16 protein-coding genes and 1 pseudogene are annotated in these 20,107 nt (G+C 58.5%); 5 read left to right on the forward strand and 12 right to left on the reverse strand.

The window, feature by feature from the left end; all coding sequences use genetic code 11:
* Positions 1-43 precede the first annotated feature (43 nt).
* The 4 genes from G5149_RS05820 to G5149_RS05835 form a co-directional block, all read right to left on the reverse strand.
* Positions 44-2,395 carry a YgiQ family radical SAM protein gene (locus G5149_RS05820; RefSeq protein WP_421211998.1) on the reverse strand — a complete coding sequence of 784 codons (2,352 nt, stop codon included), beginning with the start codon at positions 2,393-2,395 and terminating at the stop codon, positions 44-46.
* A 224-nt stretch (positions 2,396-2,619) separates the two neighbouring features.
* The gene (gene befA / locus G5149_RS05825) at positions 2,620-3,396 is read right to left on the reverse strand and encodes a beta cell expansion factor BefA (protein ID WP_227342198.1); all 777 of its coding nucleotides are present in this window, start codon (positions 3,394-3,396) and stop codon (positions 2,620-2,622) included.
* Positions 3,397-3,609: 213 nt separating this feature from the next.
* The gene (gene pyk / locus G5149_RS05830) at positions 3,610-5,049 is read right to left on the reverse strand and encodes a pyruvate kinase (RefSeq protein WP_421212000.1); all 1,440 of its coding nucleotides are present in this window, start codon (positions 5,047-5,049) and stop codon (positions 3,610-3,612) included.
* 174 nt (positions 5,050-5,223) lie between these two features.
* On the reverse strand, positions 5,224-6,081 hold the full coding sequence (locus G5149_RS05835; RefSeq protein ID WP_005347620.1) for a MurR/RpiR family transcriptional regulator: 858 nt from the start codon (positions 6,079-6,081) through the stop codon (positions 5,224-5,226).
* Between the two features lie 344 nt (positions 6,082-6,425).
* On the opposite strand from G5149_RS05835, the pseudogene glk reads away from it, so the two are divergent.
* Positions 6,426-7,397: pseudogene (gene glk / locus G5149_RS05840) on the forward strand (glucokinase); the annotation flags it as partial.
* 205 nt (positions 7,398-7,602) lie between these two features.
* Here glk and G5149_RS05845 read toward each other — a convergent pair.
* Positions 7,603-8,103: an SRPBCC family protein gene (locus G5149_RS05845; protein ID WP_216953138.1), complete on the reverse strand. Its 501-nt coding sequence runs from the start codon at positions 8,101-8,103 to the stop codon at positions 7,603-7,605.
* A gap of 155 nt (positions 8,104-8,258) precedes the next feature.
* Here G5149_RS05845 and G5149_RS05850 point away from each other — a divergent pair, with 155 nt between their 5' ends.
* On the forward strand, positions 8,259-8,681 hold the full coding sequence (locus G5149_RS05850; protein WP_421212053.1) for a GNAT family N-acetyltransferase: 423 nt from the start codon (positions 8,259-8,261) through the stop codon (positions 8,679-8,681).
* Between the two features lie 154 nt (positions 8,682-8,835).
* Here the strand turns inward: G5149_RS05850 and G5149_RS05855 are convergent, their stop codons facing one another.
* The 3 genes from G5149_RS05855 to G5149_RS05865 all read right to left on the reverse strand — a co-directional run bounded on the left by G5149_RS05855 (position 8,836) and on the right by G5149_RS05865 (position 12,924).
* Positions 8,836-10,362 carry a methyl-accepting chemotaxis protein gene (locus G5149_RS05855; protein ID WP_421212002.1) on the reverse strand — a complete coding sequence of 509 codons (1,527 nt, stop codon included), beginning with the start codon at positions 10,360-10,362 and terminating at the stop codon, positions 8,836-8,838.
* A 40-nt stretch (positions 10,363-10,402) separates the two neighbouring features.
* Entirely contained in the window at positions 10,403-11,134 is a 732-nt protein-coding gene (locus G5149_RS05860) for a substrate-binding periplasmic protein (RefSeq protein ID WP_421212004.1), read from the reverse strand.
* A gap of 551 nt (positions 11,135-11,685) precedes the next feature.
* The gene (locus G5149_RS05865; protein ID WP_421212006.1) at positions 11,686-12,924 is read right to left on the reverse strand and encodes a uracil-xanthine permease family protein; all 1,239 of its coding nucleotides are present in this window, start codon (positions 12,922-12,924) and stop codon (positions 11,686-11,688) included.
* 306 nt (positions 12,925-13,230) lie between these two features.
* Here G5149_RS05865 and G5149_RS05870 point away from each other — a divergent pair, with 306 nt between their 5' ends.
* Both G5149_RS05870 and G5149_RS05875 read left to right on the forward strand, forming a co-directional pair.
* Positions 13,231-14,670, forward strand: a complete 1,440-nt coding sequence (locus G5149_RS05870) for a hypothetical protein (protein WP_421212008.1) — start codon at positions 13,231-13,233, stop codon at positions 14,668-14,670.
* The gene (locus G5149_RS05875; RefSeq protein ID WP_421212009.1) at positions 14,667-15,008 is read left to right on the forward strand and encodes an RT0821/Lpp0805 family surface protein; all 342 of its coding nucleotides are present in this window, start codon (positions 14,667-14,669) and stop codon (positions 15,006-15,008) included. The genes G5149_RS05870 and G5149_RS05875 overlap by 4 nt, the downstream gene beginning before the upstream one ends.
* An 87-nt stretch (positions 15,009-15,095) precedes the next feature.
* Here G5149_RS05875 and G5149_RS05880 read toward each other — a convergent pair whose 3' ends face one another.
* Positions 15,096-16,811, reverse strand: coding sequence for an NAD-dependent malic enzyme (locus G5149_RS05880; protein ID WP_199428280.1), 1,716 nt, complete (start codon positions 16,809-16,811; stop codon positions 15,096-15,098).
* 275 nt (positions 16,812-17,086) lie between these two features.
* On the opposite strand from G5149_RS05880, the gene G5149_RS05885 reads away from it, so the two are divergent.
* Positions 17,087-17,851, forward strand: a complete 765-nt coding sequence (locus tag G5149_RS05885) for a substrate-binding periplasmic protein (RefSeq protein ID WP_421212012.1) — start codon at positions 17,087-17,089, stop codon at positions 17,849-17,851.
* Positions 17,852-17,938: 87 nt separating this feature from the next.
* Here G5149_RS05885 and G5149_RS05890 read toward each other — a convergent pair whose 3' ends face one another.
* From G5149_RS05890 to fdh3B, 3 genes are all read right to left on the reverse strand, one after another.
* Positions 17,939-18,349 (reverse strand): DNA breaking-rejoining protein, encoded by a 411-nt coding sequence (locus G5149_RS05890; protein WP_421212014.1) that lies wholly within the window; start codon positions 18,347-18,349, stop codon positions 17,939-17,941.
* Between the two features lie 159 nt (positions 18,350-18,508).
* Entirely contained in the window at positions 18,509-19,480 is a 972-nt protein-coding gene (locus G5149_RS05895; protein ID WP_005334792.1) for a formate dehydrogenase subunit gamma, read from the reverse strand.
* Entirely contained in the window at positions 19,477-20,103 is a 627-nt protein-coding gene (gene fdh3B, locus G5149_RS05900; RefSeq protein ID WP_236767392.1) for a formate dehydrogenase FDH3 subunit beta, read from the reverse strand. The genes G5149_RS05895 and fdh3B overlap by 4 nt, the downstream gene beginning before the upstream one ends.
* Positions 20,104-20,107 lie beyond the last annotated feature (4 nt).

Raw genomic sequence — 20,107 nt, forward strand, 5'->3', positions numbered from 1 at the left:
TCCGGTCGCCTTTTTATTTCTGTCGCTTTCCAGTCAGGAAATATTACCGTGCCGGTCGCTTGGCTCCATTGCCTTTGGCCGCAGGCTTGCTGCCCTGAGCGGCGGGTTTGGCGGAGCCGGCACGGGTTGGCGTCTTGCCCTTATGGGCGGGTTTGCCGGCAGGTTTGCTTTTACCCGCATTCTTGCCTTCACCCTGTGCGGCCGGTTTGCCATTAGCCGCGCCTTTGTGCAGCTGGGAACCCACCGGCTTGCCGCCCGTCGGCTTGTTGCCTGTGCCATTGCCGCGCTGATGGGCAATGTTACTGTGGCGAGTCAGGGCCGGTTTCATCCCCTTGCCAGTGGCGGCACGCTCGTTGCGCCGCTCATTCCTACCTTCTGCAGGCACCAGACAGCCGGGGCCGTTGCCAATCAGGTGGCCCTTGCCCATGGCGAGCAGGGCTTCGCGGATCATCGGCCAGCCAGCTGGGTCATGGTAGCGCAGCAGCGCCTTGTGCAGGCGGCGACGGCGCTCACCCTTGGCAACAAACACATCGCCACCGGTGCGGCTCACCTTGTTTAACGGGTTTTTCTCCGTGTAATACATGGTGGTGGCGTTGGCGAGCGGCGACGGGTAGAAGTTCTGCACCTGATCGAGCTTGAAGCGGTTCTCTTTGACCCAGAGCGCCAGATTGATCATGTCTTCATCCGTGGTGCCCGGGTGGGCGGAGATAAAGTAGGGGATCAGGTATTGCTGCTTGCCCGCCTCTTTGGAGTATTTGTCGAACAGTTCCTTGAACTGGTAGTAGCTGCCCATGCCCGGCTTCATCATCTTGGAGAGCGGCCCCTCCTCGGTGTGTTCCGGCGCGATCTTCAGGTAGCCGCCGACGTGGTACTTGGCCAGCTCCTTGATATAGCGGGGATCTTCGACCGCGATGTCGTAACGCACGCCCGAGGCGATGAGGATCTTCTTGATCCCCTTGAGGTCGCGCGCCTTGCGATAGAGGTTGATGGTCGGGCTGTGGTCGGTGTCCATGTGCGGGCAGATGGTGGGCCAGACACAGGAGGCGCGACGGCAGGTCTGCTCGGCCTTGGGGCTCTTGCAACGCAGCTTGTACATGTTGGCGGTGGGGCCGCCGAGATCCGAGATGACGCCGGTAAAGCCCGGCACCTTGTCGCGGATATCTTCGATTTCTTTCAGGATCGACTCTTCCGAGCGGCTCTGGATGATGCGCCCTTCGTGCTCGGTGATGGAGCAGAAGGAGCAGCCGCCAAAGCAGCCGCGCATGATGTTGACCGAGGTCTTGATCATCTCGAAGGCGGGGATCTTCTCGTTGCCATATGCCGGGTGCGGCACCCGCTGGTAGGGCAGGCCGAATACGCCGTCCATCTCCTCGGTTTCCAGCGGGAAGGCGGGCGGGTTGACCCAGACGATGCGATCGCCGTGAGCCTGCGACAGGGCGCGGGCACAACCGGGGTTGGTCTCGTGGTGCAGAATGCGCGAGGCGTGGGCGTAGAGCACCTTGTCCTCTTTCACTCGCTCGAACGCCGGCAGCTTCACATAGGTTTTTTCCCACTGCTTGGGTTTGGCCGGCTGCACCAGCACCGGCTGGGCCTCCTGCGCGGCAGGGGCCGCATCGGTCGCATCGTCAGAGCATGGTGCCCCTTCCATATAGGGGTTCATGATGGGATCGATGCGGCCAATCTGGTCGAGCTTGCTCGAATCCACCCCTTTCCAGCCCGGCAGCGGCTCCTTGCGGATAACGGCAGTGCCGCGAATATCCTGCATGGTATCGATGGTCTCCCCCGCCGCGATGCGGTGGGCCACTTCCACCAGCGGCCGCTCGGCGTTGCCGTAGATGAGGATATCGGCCTTGGCATCGAGCAGGATGGAGCGGCGGATGGTCTCGGACCAGTAGTCGTAGTGGGCAATGCGGCGCAGGGATGCCTCGATGCCGCCGATGACTACCGGCACCTCCTTGAAGGCCTCTTTGCAGCGCTGGGTATAGACCAGGGTGGCGCGATCCGGCCGCTTGCCGCCCACATCCCCCGGGGTGTAGGCGTCGTCGTGGCGCAGCTTCTTGTCGGAGGTGTAGCGGTTGATCATGGAGTCCATGTTGCCCGCGGTCACCCCGAAGAAGAGGTTCGGTTTGCCCAGACGCATAAAGTCATCCTTCGATGACCAGTCCGGCTGGGCGATGATGCCGACCCGAAAGCCCTGCGCCTCCAGCATGCGGCCGATGACCGCCATGCCGAAGCTCGGGTGATCCACGTAGGCATCCCCCGTCACCAGAATGACGTCGCAGCTGTCCCAACCGAGCTTGTCCATCTCTTTGCGGGACATGGGCAGGAAGGGCGCCGTGCCGTAGCACTCGGCCCAATAGCGGGGATAGGAGAAAAGGTTGGGTACCGGCTGCATTTTGAACACCTGGAAAAATTCGGGTCGCGCATTATACCGGTTGCGGCCAAGGGGAGCGATGGCTTTTTGTCCCCAGCATTCGCACGGGAAAAGGCGCTTTGCCATCCAACACCCGCATCACGCCACCACAAACAAGCACGCCCGCAGGATGAGTGCGGGCGATCTTTGACTGCAACTGCCGCACGGTGAGCCGGGCAAATGCCGAGGGCTCACCGCCTGAATGGTTACTGACTCAAATCCTTGTCGATCCAGTATTTGGAGCCGGAGATGTTGGCATCGAACAGCAATCCCTTCTCGCCGATCTGGTAGATGGCCATGCCGCCGTTGTATTTGGCGGTGAGCTCGGCGCTCTCCTTGCCAGCTACCACGCCCACTTCGGAAGTGGCCTCCCAACCCTGGGTCACGAAGGCATCGAATCTGGCTTTGTCTTCAAACAGGATCACCTGCTGATAGAACTTGCCACCGATACCGGCCGCCAGCCCCGCGCCAAACATCTTCATATAGGTATGTTTGCCACTCTTGCGATTGATGGCCACCCCGGCGCCCTGATTGGTATGCAGCATCAGGGAGAACTTGCGCGAATCGAATACTGCGTAGCCATACGCCTTGTCAAACAGCAACTTGGCTGAAGGCTGTTCATTGAACAGGCGCACCAGTGCCGTGTCGGCCATGGTGTTGAGCGCCACCCGCGCCTCCTGCGCGGTTTTGGGCTCCAGCATCTCGTCGAGCTTCTTGTCGGCTACCTTCAGCCACTCCTTGCCAGTGGCGATGCTCTTGTCGGTCCAGACCCCGGCGGTATTGAACGCCTCTTCACCCCAGGCAGAGATGGAGGCCCAGCTCTTTTTGGAGAAGTCGCTGACATCCTGCCATACCTCCTTGCTAGTCTCACTCACGGCAGTGCCGAGATCGGCGGCGGCAGCCTTCAGTTTCTCCCAGTCGGCATGGCTGGGTGACACCACCAACGTCAGTGACAGGGCCAGCAACCAGTTACGCTTGTTCATTTTTTCACTCCCGTATTGTCGAGTGTCTGGGTTACCCGGTGCGATCCCCTACAACGGGCTACCCGGTGAAAATCACTCCCGCATTATCGGAAGGGGAATCCGGTTAAGCAATCATTGAGTCCTGTTTATCCCGCCAAAGCGCGACAGCCGTTAATAAAAAGGCTGCTCATCAGAGAGGAGCAGCCTTGTTGAACACTGTGAAACCGGACGGGCTTATTCGACCATCATCACCTTGCAGGTGTTGGTACTGCCGACGGTTTCCATCTTGTCACCGTGGGTCAGCAGTACCATATCGCCGCTTTGCAGCAGCCCCTTCTCCTTGAGCACGGCCAGCGCGTCGCGGCACACTTCGTAGACCGGTTTGGTCTCGTCACCGTCGAACAGCACCGGGGTCACACCACGGTAGAGGTTGGCCCAGGCCAGGGTCTTGTTGTGGGGGGACATGGCAAAGATCGGCAGACCGGAGCTGATACGGGACATCAGCAGCGGAGTAGTGCCCGATTCGGTCAGCGCCACGATCGCCTTGACCCCTTCCAGGTGGTTGGCTGCGTACATGGTGGACATCGCAACCGCCTCTTCCACCGAGGTGAAGGTGTAGCTCATGCGGTGGTTGGAGACGTTCAGGCTCGGGTGCTTTTCGGCACCGACACAGACGCTCGCCATGGAGGTCACTGTCTCGATGGGGAACTGACCGGCTGCTGTTTCGGCAGAGAGCATCACCGCATCGGTACCATCCAGCACGGCGTTGGCGACGTCCATCACTTCGGCACGAGTCGGTAGCGGCGCGTTGATCATCGATTCCATCATCTGGGTAGCGGTGATGACAACGCGGTTGAGACGACGGGAGTGACGGATCAGCTTCTTCTGCACGCCAACCAGCTCGGGGTCACCGATCTCGACGCCCAGATCGCCACGGGCAACCATAACGGCATCAGAGCCGAGGATGATATCTTCCATCGCCTCATCGGTGGCGACGGTCTCGGCGCGCTCGACCTTGGCCACGATCTTGGCATTGGAGCCAGCTTCGCGAGCCAGTTCGCGGGCGTAACGCAGATCATCACCGCAGCGCGGGAAGGAGACGGCCAGATAATCCACGTTCATCAGCGCGGCTGTCTTGATATCTTCCTTGTCTTTCTCGGTCAGGGCTGGTGCGGAGAGACCGCCCCCTTTCTTGTTGATGCCCTTGTTGTTGGAGAGAGGGCCCGCCACGGTCACAGTGGTATGGATGCGGGTGCCTTCCACGCTCTCGACTTTCAGTTGTACACGGCCATCGTCCAGCAGCAGGATGTCACCCGGCACCACATCATTTGGCAGGCTCTTGTAGTCGATACCAACCTGCTCCTGACAGCCTTCACCCTTGCCCAGGGCTGCATCCAGCACGAACTTGTCACCGATGGCGAGATAGATCTTGCCATCCTTGAAGGTGGATACACGGATTTTCGGGCCTTGCAGGTCACCCATGATGGCAACGTGGCGGCCGATCTTGGCAGCAATGTCACGCACCTGATTGGCGCGCTGGATATGATCTTCAGGAGTGCCGTGAGAGAAGTTCATCCGCACCATGTCGGCGCCAGCGCGGATAATCCCTTCGAGGATCCCTTCGCGGTCGGTGGCCGGACCAAGTGTGGTTACAATCTTTGTACGTCTAGGCATGAAAGACTCCAATATGAAGTTGAGATAACTTGAGATTCTGCCCCATCAAACCGATGGCTCGATGCACCCGCTTGCAAACCATCCGGGTGGTTTTTGTTATTAAGTTACAATACCACATCAAGACTACACCAAGGAGGGTGGCATAGACAGTCGGGGGCCAAAGCCCCCGACGATTCAGGAAGAGTGTGGTGTTTCAAAGCGGGATTCGCGCAATCCCTCTTTTACCTTCTTCAGGTTTTCACGAAATTTCATCCCCCGGCGCAGGGTAAATCCGGTTGCCAGCACATCCACCAGCGCCAGCTGGGCGATGCGGGAAGCCATCGGCATGTAGACATCGGTATCTTCCGGCACATCCATGGAGAGCACCAGGTTGCACTCGCGCGCCAGTGGGGAATCCTTGGCGGTCATGCCGATGACGGTGGCGTCGTTCTCGCGCGCCAGCGCGGCGATCTCGACCAGCGCCTTGGTGCGGCCGGTATGGGAGATCAGCACCACCACATCCCCTTCGCTGCTGTTGATGCAGCTCATGCGCATCATGACGATATCGTCAAAGCTCACCACCGGGATATTGAAGCGGAAGAACTTGTTCTGGGCATCGCGGGCAACGGCTGAGGAGGCGCCAAGACCAAAGAAGCTGATCTTCTTGGACTGGGTCAGGATATCGACACAGCGGTTGATGGCCGAGATATCCAGGCTGTTCTTGGCGGCATCCAGACAAGCCATGGTGGATTCGAAGATTTTGGCCGTGTAGGTATCGGGGCCGTCTTCTGCTTCCACATGACGATTGACGTAAGGAGTGCCATTGGCCAGGCTCTGGGCCAGATGGAGTTTGAAATCGGGGAAGCCTTTGGTATCGAGGCGACGGCAAAAACGGTTGACGGTCGGTTCACTGACGTCGGCCATTTTGGCCAGGGCGGCGATGCTGGAGTGGATGGCGGTCTGGGGAGACGCCAGGATCACCTCGGCAACCTTGCGTTCTGATTTACTGAAACTTTCCAGGTTGTTCGTAATTTTATCAAGGGTATTCATCATCACCACCAGACGTTTTTGTAATTTAGCTTCAGTGTCTTTGCACTAAATCTACGGCTAAGCAGGTTTCCAATCAAGCTGATGACTATACAAGACAAGCGGTTATCGCAACTAACGCCTGCCGTACAAAGTATGACTCATCTCTAATTATTTCGTACTTTTCGTTACAAAACGTCACCTCGCTGTGAAACCGCTTACAAATGTTGCAAAGCAACAACACTGTGAGCAGGCGCACGTTTGTATCGATCCGGCGGGTGAGTGAGCCTGAGCTCGGATAGAATGGGCCGTCATAATCCAACAATAATGTCGGGACACCACAGTCGTCCCCATCCTGTAACGAAGGAGTTGTTATGCAGCATACCCATGCGCTGGTCGGCGATGTCGGCGGTACCAATGCGCGTCTGGCCCTGTGTGAGCTGGCCACCGGTACTATCTCTCAGGCAAAGACCTACTCAGGTCTGGCCCATCCCAGCCTTGAAGCCGTGGTTCGCCTCTATCTGGAGGAACACAAGGTCGAGGTGGCTGAAGCCTGCATCGCCATCGCCTGCCCCATAAATGGTGACTGGGTCGCCATGACCAACCACAGCTGGGAGTTCTCCATCAGCGAGATGCAGAACAATCTCGGGCTGGCACGCCTGCAAGTAATCAACGACTTTACCGCGGTCTCGATGGCGGTACCGGTATTGGCCGAATCGGATCGCATCCAGCTGGGCGGCGCCGCACCGGTGGCTGGCAAACCCATCGCCATCTATGGAGCGGGCACCGGCCTTGGGGTTGCGCATCTGGTCAAGGCGGGCGATCAGTGGTTGAGCCTGCCGGGCGAAGGGGGTCATGTGGATTTTGCCGCCAACACCGAAGAGGAAGATGCGGTGCTGCAGGTGATGCGTGGCGAACTGGGCCATGTCTCGGCCGAGCGTTTCTTATCCGGCCCGGGCCTGGTCAATCTCTATCGCGGGCTGGTGAAATCCGATGGTCGTGAGCCGGAGCCGTTCGCCCCTAAAGACATTACCGAACGTGCGCTGGCGGGCGAGTGTCTGGATTGCCGCCGCACCCTGAGCCTGTTCTGCGTGCTGATGGGCCGCTTTGCCGGCAACCTGGCGCTCAATATGGGCACCTTTGGTGGCGTCTATATCGCAGGGGGCATAGTGCCGCGCTTCCAGGAGTTCTTCACCAGTTCCGGTTTCCGGGTTGCCTTTGAAGACAAGGGCCGTTTCAAATCCTACCTCAAGGATATTCCGGTATTCCTGATCACCCATGAAGGACCTGGCCTGCTCGGCGCTGGCGCTTACCTGCGCCAGTCGATGGGGATTACCATCTGATTGTAAGGTGGAGTGAAACTGAAACATCCGTGGTTCAGCATCGATTCAGTGTGGATGGCATATAGTAGTGGCACGTAACCAAGAGGGTTGTACTTCACAAGGAGTGGAAAGCGACTCTCATCCGCTGGATACGTTTGTCACCTGACAAGCCTGAACTGTTTCAACCGGCCTTTTGGCCGGTTTTTTTTATCTCTGTGCCCCGAAACTACTGGGACAACGCCTTCAGCTGTGCCTTGTCGGGCGGGTTGTTCCAGTCGATGGGGCCGTGGGTAAAGCGGTACTGCAACCGTGGCAAGCTGGTCTCCAGCCACTCTTCCCTAAAGTAGGCATACCCCTGATTCCAGTCAGGATCATTGGCCCAACCGGTTTGCAGGAAGTAGAGGCGAGTGCCCTGCCCTTCCGGCACAAAGCGCAGACAAACCTGAGTCTTCTGCTGACGAATATGGGGCAGACTGGGCGGAAAATTCCAACTAAAGCTGAGCAAATCATAGGGCATGACGGCCATGACCCTGCACCCTTCACTGCCCCGTTCACCCAGTGGAGCATCCGGCCTGAAGTAGATTTCGAAGGGGCCATTCGGTTCGGCTACCATCAAACACTCGGGAGCCAGAAAACTGCGCAGACCACTCTCTGTCGTCCAGGCGTGCCACACGTCATCGATATGAGCCGGAACAAAAATGTTGCCTTCAATCTGTTTATTGTCCATAAATCAACAATCCTCACGCCATCCATACAGGGGACTTCGGCAGTATAGCCCCATGACAAATGTATTGGACAGCCCTTAATCACACCCTTGTCATTTGCCCCAGATAACCTTGCCCGCGTGCAACAGGGAACAGTGACCGCCCTTGGGAGAGCATGATGATCAGGCGCATGGAAGAACGTGATATCACCCCGCTGGCCAAGCTGTTTTTACAAGGCCGCAGACAAACCTTTCACTGGGTAGACCCCTCCCTATTTCACCTGGATGACTTTATCGAGCAGACCCGGGGAGAAGAGATATGGGTGGCTGAGCGAGGGGGGACGCTCTGCGGATTTATCGCCGTATGGCAACCCGAGCTCTTTGTGCATCATCTCTACGTTGCTAGCGACTGGCATGGTCAGGGGATTGGGCGAGCGCTGCTCGAACATGGTCTGGCAAATAATCCCCGCACAGCATCACTCAAGGTGGCAACCCGCAATACGGCGGCCGTGGCCTTCTATCATCGGCTTGGCTGGCAGCATGGAAACGAGACCGGGTATTGCGAGATCACTGGCCCCTGGTGCAAGCTGTCTCGTGAGTAGACAACCGCACTCCAGACTGTCATGCATGGTCTCGGAAAGGGAAAATATCGATCCGGGCTTGCATGGCAGAAAATGAGAACACCACGACCACCCGTTGCGCGCGTGATCGCGACCATCGCTCGCACCGAGGATCCCCCCTGGGCGTATGTGCTCTCTAGACCCGAAACAGCTTGAGGAGGGTATCGAGCTGACCGGAGAGCTGGCGCAAATCGCTGCTGGCTTCAGCCACTTGCACTACCCTGGCCGCGCTCTCGCTATTAAGGGTGGCTATCCGGTTCACGCTATGGCTCACCGCCTCCGCTACCGAGTGTTGCTCTTCCGAGGCTTGGGCAATATACATGTTCATCTCGCGGATCAGACTGACCTGGTTTTTTATCTTCTCCACCGATATCTGTACATCAGCTGCTTCGGCTCCCGCACGAGAGGCCTGCTCCTGGCTCAGCAGCATCCCGGCACCAACATTCTGGGTCGCCTGTTGCAGCCGTTTGATGCTGGCACTGATCTCTTCGGTCGACTGACGAGTGCGCCCCGAGAGGGTTCGCACTTCATCGGCCACCACCGCAAAACCGCGCCCCTGATCCCCAGCCCTCGCCGCCTCGATGGCGGCATTGAGCGCCAGCAGATTGGTCTGCTCGGCAATACCATTGATCACTTCGATAATATTGCCGATGCTGCTGCTCTCGGTAGAGAGGGAGCGCATCAGCCCCGCCACCCGTTCCACCTCTCCCACCAGCTGGTGAATCGCCTGATTGGCATGACCGGCCAGATTGTAGCCCTGTTCGACATAAAGGTTGGCCTCATCGGTCGCCGTAGCAGTCTTCACTGCATTACCTGCCACCTCCTGCACCGCCTGGCTCATCTCGGTAATGGCAGTCGCGACCTGATCCAGCTCCAGTTGCTGGGCATCACTGGCGCCCCGAGTATCCGCCGCAAGGGTGTCACAACGTTCCGCGGTCTGCAGCACGCCAGCAGAGAGCTCGTTGATTTCGGCCACCATCTCCTGAAGCTTGGCAATAAAGTGATTGATGTTGGTGGCCAGCGCGCCCATCTCATCCTGACGGAGGATCTTGAGACGCCGGGTCAGATCCCCCTCTCCCCTGGCCAAATCGAACACCGCCAGATTCATCTGATGAAGTGGTCTCAGCACATTGCGATGAATGAGTACCATCAACAAGGCAATGATACAGATATCAAGTACCAGGATCTGCCAGACAGTGGTGATCAACTGCTGGCGCAAGTTGGCCTGAATGGCCGCATCACTGGTTTCGACCAGCAATCTGGCCACGGTATTTTTCTGGCCGCTGTCGTCGTAGACCAGATCATACCCCCCATAGGCCGCCGTATCGGCGGGTATGGCCGTTACAGGGGAAATAGTGCCCGCTGCATCGCGGGCAAACCCGGCCACCAGCTTCTCCTTGTTGACCACCAGCAGTGTGCTGAGCATATCGGCCGCCAGCTCGGATTTGAGCGATGCCTCGATAAAGGCCGACTCATAATTCCACAAAGGGCCAGGCAAGGAGAGCTGCAGTCGCTTGATCGCCTGCTCGACCAGCTGAGCCTGTTTGCTGTAGCTCTCTTCCCTCACCGAGCTGTAGTTATAACCACCAAACAGTACCAGTAGCAGACTCACCGAGAGGGAAGTCAGTACGGCAATCCTGAACTTCAGACTTTTCCAATCCATGACTTCCTCCCGGTATTAACGGCAGCAGGAACAGTACAACTTACTGGTACTTGGCGTTGATTTTCTCGATGGTGCCGTCGGCTTTCATGGCTGCCAGAACCTCGTTGAGCTTGTTGATGAGTTCATCGGGCGTATCCTTGTTAAACGCCAAACTCATCTGGGTTTCCTTGAACACGAAGACCGGCTTGGGTGAGGCCACCTTCTCCTTGCTGGCCAGATAGGGCGCCAGATACTGGCCGGTTGCCCAGAGATCGATACGACCGGCCTCCAGTTTTTTCACTTTGGCGGTGTCATTGGCTGCCAGCTGCAACTTGGCAAATCCCTGTGCCTTAAGATACTCGGCTGCCGCATCACCGTTGTAGCCCCCCACCGAATACTGCTTGGCCTCTTCCAGTGAAGAGACTGTGATATTGGCCGTCGAGCTGGAGAAGAACACCCAGTTGTTATTGACCAGCGGCCCTACCCACTTGAACAGTGCTTCCCGCTCTGGAGTGCGGGTCGTGGAGTAGAGGGCGGTATTCGGAGTACCGAGGGTATCTTCGTACGCCCGTTTCCAGGGCATCAGGGTCAGCTTGTATTCGACCCCGGCACGCTTGAACAGTTCTTCGACCACCTCGGTCGATAGCCCGACAATCTTGCCCCCCTCCCCCTGCATGTTGAACGGAGGGTAATCCTCGGTCATCACGTTCAGTGGCGCAGCCTGAACTGCGCTTATCGCCATCATGGAAGAGACTGAAAAAATTGCACTTTTCCACAGCAGTTGATAGTTCATTGCAACCTCGCTTTGCTTGCCATTCATCCCTGAACATCCGCCGTTACCGATGGCGGTGCACGTCTGACCCGCTGGGGTCATGCCGGCTTTCACGGCTCGCCGCCCACCAACGTGCAGCAGCAAACAGATCCGGATTTTGCCTGTGCGCAACGAAACGCAACCAGCGAGGGAGGCTCACAACAAATCGAGGTGGAAACATGCCAGGGCAGCATGAGGGGAGTGCGGAGTGTGGCGGATAAGCCTCTGCCATACAACAGCGCCGTGGCAAAGAAAAAGCGCATCGTTTTATGACAGGGGTCTGGGAGAGAAATGATAGAAAACGCCAACATCCATTTTCCCATACTGCTCGAGGAGACCTCAGAGCCAAACCTGTCCTTTAGCTAAGGTCACGAAAAGAGATACGTCAAATGAGAATGCTAACCCCCTCATCTGCTTCCAGATTAGATTCCAGATGAGCTCCGTCGAGCCAAAAAGTGGCGCTAGATACCCGAAAATGAGAAGGCCACCGCGAGGTGGCCTTCTCCAAATCAACAATGAACGTCTGGGGGAACTCAGTCCTTGGCCGCGTCCATCACACCTTCTTCGGAGTGCGCAGGCAGGATCAGGTTGAGCAGGATGGCGGCAACAGAGGCCAGGCCAACACCGGCCAGCGCGAAGTCGCCAATCTTCATCTCCAGCGCACCGACACCGACGGTCAGAGTCACGGCGACAATGGCGATATTGCGTGACAGCCCCAGATCCACCTTGGATTCCACCAGCGTCTTGAGACCGATGGCGGCGATGGATCCGAACAGCAGCAGCATGATACCGCCCATCACCGGCATCGGGATGGAGGTGAGCAGCGCATTGAACTTGCCAAAGAAGGCCAGAATGATGGCAAACACCGCAGCCCAGGTCATGGTGACCGGATTGAAGTTGCGAGTGATCATCACGGCACCGGTCACTTCGGCGTAGGTGGTCACGGGTGGGCCACCGATGAAACCGGCGAAGCAGACTCCGATACCGTCACCGGCCAGCGTACGGTGCAAACCCGGATCCTTGGTGTAATCCTTGCCAGTCACGCCACCAATCGCCAACACGCCACCGATATGCTCGATACAGGGGGCGATGGCTACCGGCAACATGAACAACGCAGCAGCCCAGTTGATCTCCGGGGTTTCGAAGTGGGGCAGCGCCAGCCAGGGGGCGTTCACCATGCCATCGAAACTCACCTGGTCCATGAAGACCGCCGAGACATAACCGGCAATCACACCGCACAGGATGGGGATCAGCTTGATCCACCCCTTGCAGAACACAGCTGCAATCAGGGTGACCGCCAGCGAGATACCGGCCAGCGTCAGCGCAATCCCCGCAGGAACCACCTGCTCACCACCGGCGCGGCCCATCGCCATGTTGCAGGCAACCTGCGCCACAGAAAGACCGATGACCATGATCACCGGGCCAATCACCACGGGCGGCAGCAATTTGTGCACAAAGCCCATCCCTTTTGCCCGGATCAGCGCAGCCAGAATGAAATACATGAAACCGGCGGCAAACAGGCCAAACATGGTGGATGGCAATCCCCAGGTCTGGGTGGCGTAGATGATAGGGGCGATGAAGGCAAAGCTGGAACCGAGGAAAATCGGGACCTGGCGGCGGGTGCAGAGCTGGAACAACAGGGTGCCTACACCGGCGCCAAGCAGGGCCATGGAGGGGTTCAGTCCGGTGAGCAGGGGCACCAGAACCATGGCACCGAAGGCGACAAACAGGATTTGCAGCCCGGCGACACTTTGCTTGACTAAGGAAAACATGGATGTCCTTAATTTTTTGATAACTGATGGGGATATTTATCACTTTTCAGTTATCACAAGACTTTTCCAAGGCACAAAATGAACACAAATTCGTCACTTGTTGCCTTTTACTGCTTGGGAAGGGCATGAAACTGGCTTTTTAGGCGGGATTCGTTGCTACAAGCATCGAGTATGCGATTTTACGCATTATTGTGACGAACGCCAATCGTTTTTCCATCATGTTTATTGTGTTCATGGTCAAAAATGCCGCCGCCAGGGGCGCGCTCTATAATGGATCCTGTGAATCAAGATGGACAAGGAGTCCCCATGTCACAGCCCCCATTCAAAGCCAGCCAGCGCAGATTGCTTATCGGCTCGGCCATCGCTCTCGCCCTGTTTGCGAACCCGTTCAGTTATGATTTCGCCCACAATGAGTGGCAAATGAATCAGGCCTATGCCAAGTCCTGCTTTATCGCCGGCACTCGCATCACGATGGCCGATGGTTCCACCCGCCCCATAGAGACGCTGCGGGTCGGTGAACGGGTGCTGGATCAACACGGCGGCAGTAACCGGATCCTGGCGGTCGAACGGGTCATACTGGGCAAGCGCAGACTCTACGGGATCAATGATCTGCCCCCGTTCTTTACCGCTGAACACCCTCTGCTGACCACTCGGGGCTGGGCAGCTATCTCACCGGCCATGACCCGAACCGAAAACCCGCAACTGGCGGTAGTGCCGCTATTTACCGGCATGCAGATAATGTGTCGCCCGGCACCTGTCATGGTGACGGGCAATCTGGCCCTGCAACCCCAGCCGGCATTACTGCTGGTTGAGTCACTCTGCTGGATAGAGGCACCTCCCACTACCGCACTCTTCAATCTGCTGCTCGATGGCAGCCACAGCTACATCGCCAATGAGCTGATCGTTCACAACAAAGATGGCGATGGTGGCAGCAGTGGTGGAGGCAGCAACAGCGGCGGAGGCAGCAACAGCGGCGGAGGCAGCAACAGCGGCGGAGGCAGCGACAGCGGTGGAGGCAGCAACAGCGGCGGTGGCAGCAACAGCGGCGGTGGCAGCAACAGCGGTGGTGGCAGCAACAGCGGTGGTGGCAGCAACAGCGGCGGAGGCAGCGACAGCGGCGGCGGAGGCAGCAACAGCGGCGGTGGCAGCAACAGCGGCGGTGGCAGCAACAGCGGCGGTGGCAGCGACAGCGGTGGTGGCAGCGACAGCGATGGGGGCAGCGATGACAGTGGCGGCCAAGGCGAGCATGCCGGCGGAGAGCAGCATGGTGGAGGTGAACGGCATGCTGGTGGAGAAAAACATGCAGGGGGAGAACGCCATGGGGGTGGCCGCGGATTTGGCAATGGCGTTGATGACAACGGTGTAGATGCCGTCGATGCCAATGGCAACAAGCTCAGAGGTGACGGCACCATCGATGACAACGGCGTGGATGCCGTCGATGCCAATGGCAACAAGCTCAGGGGTGATGGCACCATCGATGACAACGGTGTGGATGCCGTCGATGCCAATGGCAACAAGCTCAGGGGTGATGGCACCATCGATGACAACGGTGTGGATGCCGTCGATGCCAACGGCAACAAACTCAGGGGTGATGGAACCATCGATGACAACGGCGTAGATGCTGTCGATGCCAATGGCAACAAGCTCAGGGGTGATGGCACGGTCGATGATCGCCAGCAAGTGCTTACCGATGAGCAGGAGCGGGCGCTGCTCAACAACGGTTTTCGCCAACAGGGGCAACCATGATGCGTTATCTGCTACCACTCTTCCTGCTCGGCCTCGCTGGCTGCGCCACGGTCGACACTCCGCCGCTTTACCATCAGATGGATAAGGCAGATGTTCAACTGGCCAATCAGGCCCTTGCCAAGGCGCTGGAAACCCGCCCCAAAGGGCAGAGCCTCACCTGGCTCAATCCAGCCAACCGTCACTCGGGTAGCGTCACCCCGCTACGCACCTTCCGCCATACCAGCGGGGAGTGGTGTCGCGACTATCGCGAGCAACTCTATATCGGCAAGGCCAGCCAGCAGTGGCAGGATACCGCCTGTCGCAATCAGGAAGGGCGCTGGCGGCCATTGCGAACTTAGTGAATGCCACGGGGTAAACGAAAGGGGGTAGCAGCGCTACCCCCTTTTCATCTTTACCGACCCGTTATCCGAGCGGTGAATACGCGGTTATACCCGACGATAGGGCAGGTAAACCGGCTCCCACATGTGGTTGAGGATATGCTGCTGCAGATCCTGACCGATCAGCGGGTGGGAGGGATCCCGGCGCACGATATCCTTGAGCACTGCGGTGGCCACATGCACCGAGATGCTGCGCAGCTCGCGAATGCGAGGATAGACGGCCCCTTTCGCCAGGTCCACCTCACTCACGCACTCAGCCAGCGCAAAGGCGGCAGTAGTGAAGACATCGGGTGTGATCTCGCGGAGCTGGCTGACGATGGCCGCCAGACCTACACCGGGGAAGATAAAGACGTTATTGCCCTGCCCGACCCGGAACTCCTGCCCCTCGTAGCTCACATCCTTGAACGGACTACCGGTTGCAACGATGGCTTTGCCATTGCTCCAACGGTAGATATCTTCCGGCAGCGCTTCACAGTTGGCGGTCGGGTTGGAGAGCGGGAACACCATGGGGCGCTCGCAATGCTGCAGCATCAGCTGGATATGCTCTTCCTGGAAGGCCCCGCCCGAGCCGCTGGTACCCAGCAACACGGTAATGGGCACATGACGCAGCACATCGGCCAGATTGGCCTTGCCGGGCACCTCGGTATCCCAGCCCGCCAGCAGCAGCCCCGGCTTGGCGTAACGTCGCTTGTACTCGTCGAGCCCGTCCCGGTTGTCGCACACCAGCCCCTGGGTATCCAGAATGTAGATGCGATCGCGGGCCGCCTGCGGATCCATCCCCTCGCGGATCATCCCCGCGCAGATCTGATCCGCGACACCAACCCCGCCGGCGCCAGCTCCATAGACCAGATAGTTCTGCTGGCCCAGGGTCTCCCCCTTGACCTTGACCGCGCCGATAATACCGGCCAGCACCACGGCACCGGTGCCCTGAATATCATCGTTGAATGACGGCAGTGCCTGCTGGTAGCGGGCCAGATTGTTGAAGGCATTGGATTTGCTGAAGTCTTCCCACTGCAGCACGGCGTTGGGGAAGTGGCGCTTGACCCCCTGCACGAACTTGTCGATGAACTCTTCGTACTCCTTGCCACGAATACGCTTGTGGGGGCGGCCCAGATACATGGGATCATCGAGCAGTTTCTGGTTGTCGGTGCCCACATCCAGCGCGATGGGCATGCAGCAGGCGGGGTGAATACCGGCCCCCAGGGTATAGAGCGCCAGCTTGCCGATGGGGATGCCCATGCCGCCGACGCCCTGATCGCCGATCCCCAGAATGCCCTGGCTGTCGGTGACGACTATGATGCGGATCGATTTGGCATCGAAGTGACGGGCCTGACTGCCCATGTCATCCACGTTGTCAGGGGTGATGTAGAGGCCGCGCGGCTTCTGGAAGCGGTGGCTGAACTCCTGGCACGCCTTGCCCACGGTCGGGGTATAGATGTAGGGAGTCATCTCCTCCACATGGCGTGACAACAGGGCATAAAACAGAGTTTCGTTGCGATCCTGCAGGGCACGCAGGTTCTGGTACTTCTCGATATCGCTGCAAGCGCTCTTGAACCCCTCATACACTCGCTCGAGCTGGGCTTCAAAGGTTTGTACCTGAGGCGGCAGCAAACCATCGAGATCAAAATCGGCCCGCTCCTGTTCGGTAAAGGCCGTGCCCTTGTTGAGGTATCGATTGTTAAGCAGATCAGTGCCGGTCAGTGCAACGGGGCGAAAATCCTGTCCCTGTGCATCTTTCCACAGCAGATATTGTCCGGTAGCCATAGTCATTCTCTTTGATTTACGTGAAATTGCCGTTCGGCAGGAGAGCAAGACTCATAATGAAATCAATCATATGACGTTTACTCGATCGGTTTTGTGAGCTTGGGCATACCCTGTGGCCAAAATCCGCTCATCTCACTCCCCGAGTGATAAATATCCACGGAGAGGAATGAGACTCATGCTAGCATTGCGATCAATTCCGCAACGTTTCACCATGCCGCAGCCGGGAGTGACCTGATGCCCTCGACTTTTTCAGCCAGCTTTTGCCTCCTCTCGCCATGCGTCTGATACTGCTCCTTGCCCTGTCACAACTGCTTGCCTGCCAGTCGGCTCTCGCCGCACAGGGGAGAGAACTCAACATCATCGTGGGTGAATGGCCCCCTTTTGTCTCCGAGCAATCAAAACAGCACGGTCCAGTGGCCCACCTCATCAGCGATCTGTTCAAGGAGGCGGGCTATGAGGTGAAGTTCCACTTCGCCCCCTGGGGTCGGGTCTATTCGCTGGCGGCCAACAGCCAGCTCTACGACGCCACCGCCGTCTGGATGCACAAACCGGAGCGGGAGCAGGATTTTCTGTTTAGCGAAGCGGTGCTGCAGGAGCAGTTTGTCTTCTTCTCCCTCAAATCACGGCAGCTGCAGGCCGAGCGCCTTGAGCAGATCATCGGCATGCGGTTGGGGGGCGATATCGCCTATAGCTACGGGCCCGAGCTGGACAAGATGGTGGCCGAAGGCAAGGTAACCCAACAGAAAGTCACCGACGTGAAACAGAATTTCGGCAAGCTGCTGCGCGGACGGATCGACCTCTATCCGCAAGAGCTGCGAGTCGGTCTGGCCGAGTTGCAGAGCCAGCTCGACCCCGCCAGCGCGGCACTCATCACCCACAGTCAGACCCCTTTTCTGCGCAACGACAGCTTCGTGATGTTCCCGCGCAAGATGCCGGATTCAGCCAAACTGCGGGATCAGTTCAATCAGCAGTTGCAGCAGGCCATCGCCAGCGGACGTTATCAGCGCTACTTCGAGCGACTGGCCCGGGGTGAATATTGACCTTGGCGAGGCAAAAACAGAGGGGATAAAACAACGGTGGCGGCCCTTTGTGGCCGCCACCTCTGTGATGTTTGTCAGCGGCTGGCATTAGCCGCTGATGCCCACCTCCAGCTTGAACGGCGTCTTGGCCTTGCTGCTCTCGGCCACCCCCATCTGGTAGACCCGAATAGTATAAGTGCCCTTGGCGGGCAGGGTCGCCTCAAAGTTGTTCCCGTCACGAGAGCCAACAAAGATCGCCTCCCCCTTGCTGCCCGGCGGCAGAATATTGAAGTAGGGCTTGCCGGTCAGGATCACCACCATACTCTGGCCCTTGTTGGCCGTCAGCTTGTAATCGAGGGTCTGGCTACCCTGAATGGTACTGTTGATGGTTGCCCCTGACTCCCCCTTCTTGAACTGCACCTGCTGGGTCTTGATCCCGTCAGCCGCCTGCGCCACGCCCGCAATACCACCGAAGAGTGCAGATGCACATACCGCTGCCAGCCATGCTTTTCTCATCATTTGTCATCCCTTGTGTGAATGGAGCCCTTGTTACTGTTGCTCAAGGTGGCCCAAAAAACCATCGCCGTTTGCGGCATCGCTCAATCAATTTGCCATCACGATCGACCCGCCATCAAAAGGGGCGCCGCAGCGCCCCTTCTCTTTACTCTTTGTCGACCATCAGCTTGATTTGCCCGCCTTGGGCTCATCGAGAGTGTGCTTCACCTCTTCATACCAGAGGTCGTGGTGCTCCTTGGCCCAGGTCTCGTCCACCTCGCCGGTCACCATCCCCTCCAGCGCCCCTTCCAGCTGGAACAGGCCCATGTAGATATGGAAGATAAAGCCGCAGATAAGGATCAAGGCGCCTACGATATGGATAAAACTGGCCCACTCCATCTGGCGGCGCAGCTGGCCGAAGATGGGGAAGTCGAGGAACAGCCCGGTCGCCACCACAATGCCGCCAAACCAGATCAACAGCCAGAAGATCGCCTTCTCGCCGCCGTTGGAGAAGCCCGCCGAGGGGTGGCTTCCCTTGTGCTTGCCGAGCATGCCGCCAAACTTCATGAACCACTGCACATCCACCATGTTGACGATGTTGTGGCGGAACCACTTGATGAGCACCCCCATCAGGCAGAGGAAGAAGAGCGGCCCCACATAGTTGTGGAACACCTTGGCAAACCAGATCCAGTTCTCCCACACCCCAAGACTCACCACCGGCTTGATGAAGTACTTACCGTAGATGATGGCCAGCCCCGATCCGGACAGGGTCAGGAACATGGCCGCCGTGGTCCAGTGCAGCGCCCGATCCAGCCGGCTCCAGCGCTTGAGCTTGCGCCCGGTGCGCGGTTTGGAGAGCTTGGTCTGCCCCACCACCAGGTACATCAGGCCACACATGGCGAGCGACCCGAAAATAGCGATGGCGCCGAGCGGCGACACCCACTTGGTCTTCACCTCGAACCAGAGCTGGCCCGGCACCGAGATCAGCACCCCGTGCTCCGGTGAGCGGGAGGTGGTGACCCCCTCCTGCCCATCCTTCACCGCCCGCCAGTAGTCGGCGCCGGCAAAGCCGACCGCCTCTTTCTCGGCGTCGGCGAAACTTGCGGTACTCACCAGCAGCAGGGCAGCAAACAGGGCCATTAGCCAGGTTTTCATGCCGCCCCTCCCTGCTTGTTCAGTTTGCTGGCGTCATGGAACAGCTCTTCACCGCTGCCCCAGCCCGCTTCCTTAGCGCCACGATAGGCAACACGCTCGCGGAAGATATCGGAGATCACCTGCGCATCCCCTGCCAGCAGTGCCTTGGTGGAGCAGAGTTCGGCACACATGGGCAGCTTGCCCTCGGCGATACGGTTGGCACCGTACTTCTGGCGCTCCGCCTCGCTGTGATCCTCTTCCGGGCCGCCGGCACAGAAGGTGCACTTGTCCATCTTGCCCCGATCGCCAAAGGCGGCGGTCTTCGGGAACTGGGGCGCCCCGAACGGGCAGGCAAACAGGCAGTAGCCGCAACCGATGCAGAGATCCTTGTTGTGCAGCACGATGCCGTCGTCGGTGTGATAGAAGCAGTCGGCCGGGCAGACCGCCATGCAGGGGGCGTCGGTGCAGTGCATGCAGGCGACCGAGATGGAGGTCTCACCCGGCAGGCCGTCGTTGAGAGTCACCACCCGGCGGCGCTGGATGCCCCACTCCAGGGCATCGTCGTTCTCGTTCTTGCACGCCGTCACACAGCCGTTGCACTCGATGCAGCGCTTGGTGTCACACATGAATTTCATTCTGGCCATGGGA

The organism is Aeromonas sp. 600479 (genome assembly GCF_049175515.1).
GTDB lineage: Bacteria > Pseudomonadota > Gammaproteobacteria > Enterobacterales > Aeromonadaceae > Aeromonas > Aeromonas veronii_A.

Coding starts and splice junctions, on each gene's coding strand:
- G5149_RS05820 (WP_421211998.1), bottom strand. CDS start 2,395: ATGCAGCCGGTACCCAACCTTTTCTCCTATCCCCGCTATTGGGCCGAG.
- befA (WP_227342198.1), bottom strand. CDS start 3,396: ATGAACAAGCGTAACTGGTTGCTGGCCCTGTCACTGACGTTGGTGGTG.
- pyk (WP_421212000.1), bottom strand. CDS start 5,049: ATGCCTAGACGTACAAAGATTGTAACCACACTTGGTCCGGCCACCGAC.
- G5149_RS05835 (WP_005347620.1), bottom strand. CDS start 6,081: ATGATGAATACCCTTGATAAAATTACGAACAACCTGGAAAGTTTCAGT.
- G5149_RS05845 (WP_216953138.1), bottom strand. CDS start 8,103: ATGGACAATAAACAGATTGAAGGCAACATTTTTGTTCCGGCTCATATC.
- G5149_RS05850 (WP_421212053.1), top strand. CDS start 8,259: ATGATCAGGCGCATGGAAGAACGTGATATCACCCCGCTGGCCAAGCTG.
- G5149_RS05855 (WP_421212002.1), bottom strand. CDS start 10,362: ATGGATTGGAAAAGTCTGAAGTTCAGGATTGCCGTACTGACTTCCCTC.
- G5149_RS05860 (WP_421212004.1), bottom strand. CDS start 11,134: ATGAACTATCAACTGCTGTGGAAAAGTGCAATTTTTTCAGTCTCTTCC.
- G5149_RS05865 (WP_421212006.1), bottom strand. CDS start 12,924: ATGTTTTCCTTAGTCAAGCAAAGTGTCGCCGGGCTGCAAATCCTGTTT.
- G5149_RS05870 (WP_421212008.1), top strand. CDS start 13,231: ATGTCACAGCCCCCATTCAAAGCCAGCCAGCGCAGATTGCTTATCGGC.
- G5149_RS05875 (WP_421212009.1), top strand. CDS start 14,667: ATGATGCGTTATCTGCTACCACTCTTCCTGCTCGGCCTCGCTGGCTGC.
- G5149_RS05880 (WP_199428280.1), bottom strand. CDS start 16,811: ATGGCTACCGGACAATATCTGCTGTGGAAAGATGCACAGGGACAGGAT.
- G5149_RS05885 (WP_421212012.1), top strand. CDS start 17,087: ATGCGTCTGATACTGCTCCTTGCCCTGTCACAACTGCTTGCCTGCCAG.
- G5149_RS05890 (WP_421212014.1), bottom strand. CDS start 18,349: ATGATGAGAAAAGCATGGCTGGCAGCGGTATGTGCATCTGCACTCTTC.
- G5149_RS05895 (WP_005334792.1), bottom strand. CDS start 19,480: ATGAAAACCTGGCTAATGGCCCTGTTTGCTGCCCTGCTGCTGGTGAGT.
- fdh3B (WP_236767392.1), bottom strand. CDS start 20,103: ATGGCCAGAATGAAATTCATGTGTGACACCAAGCGCTGCATCGAGTGC.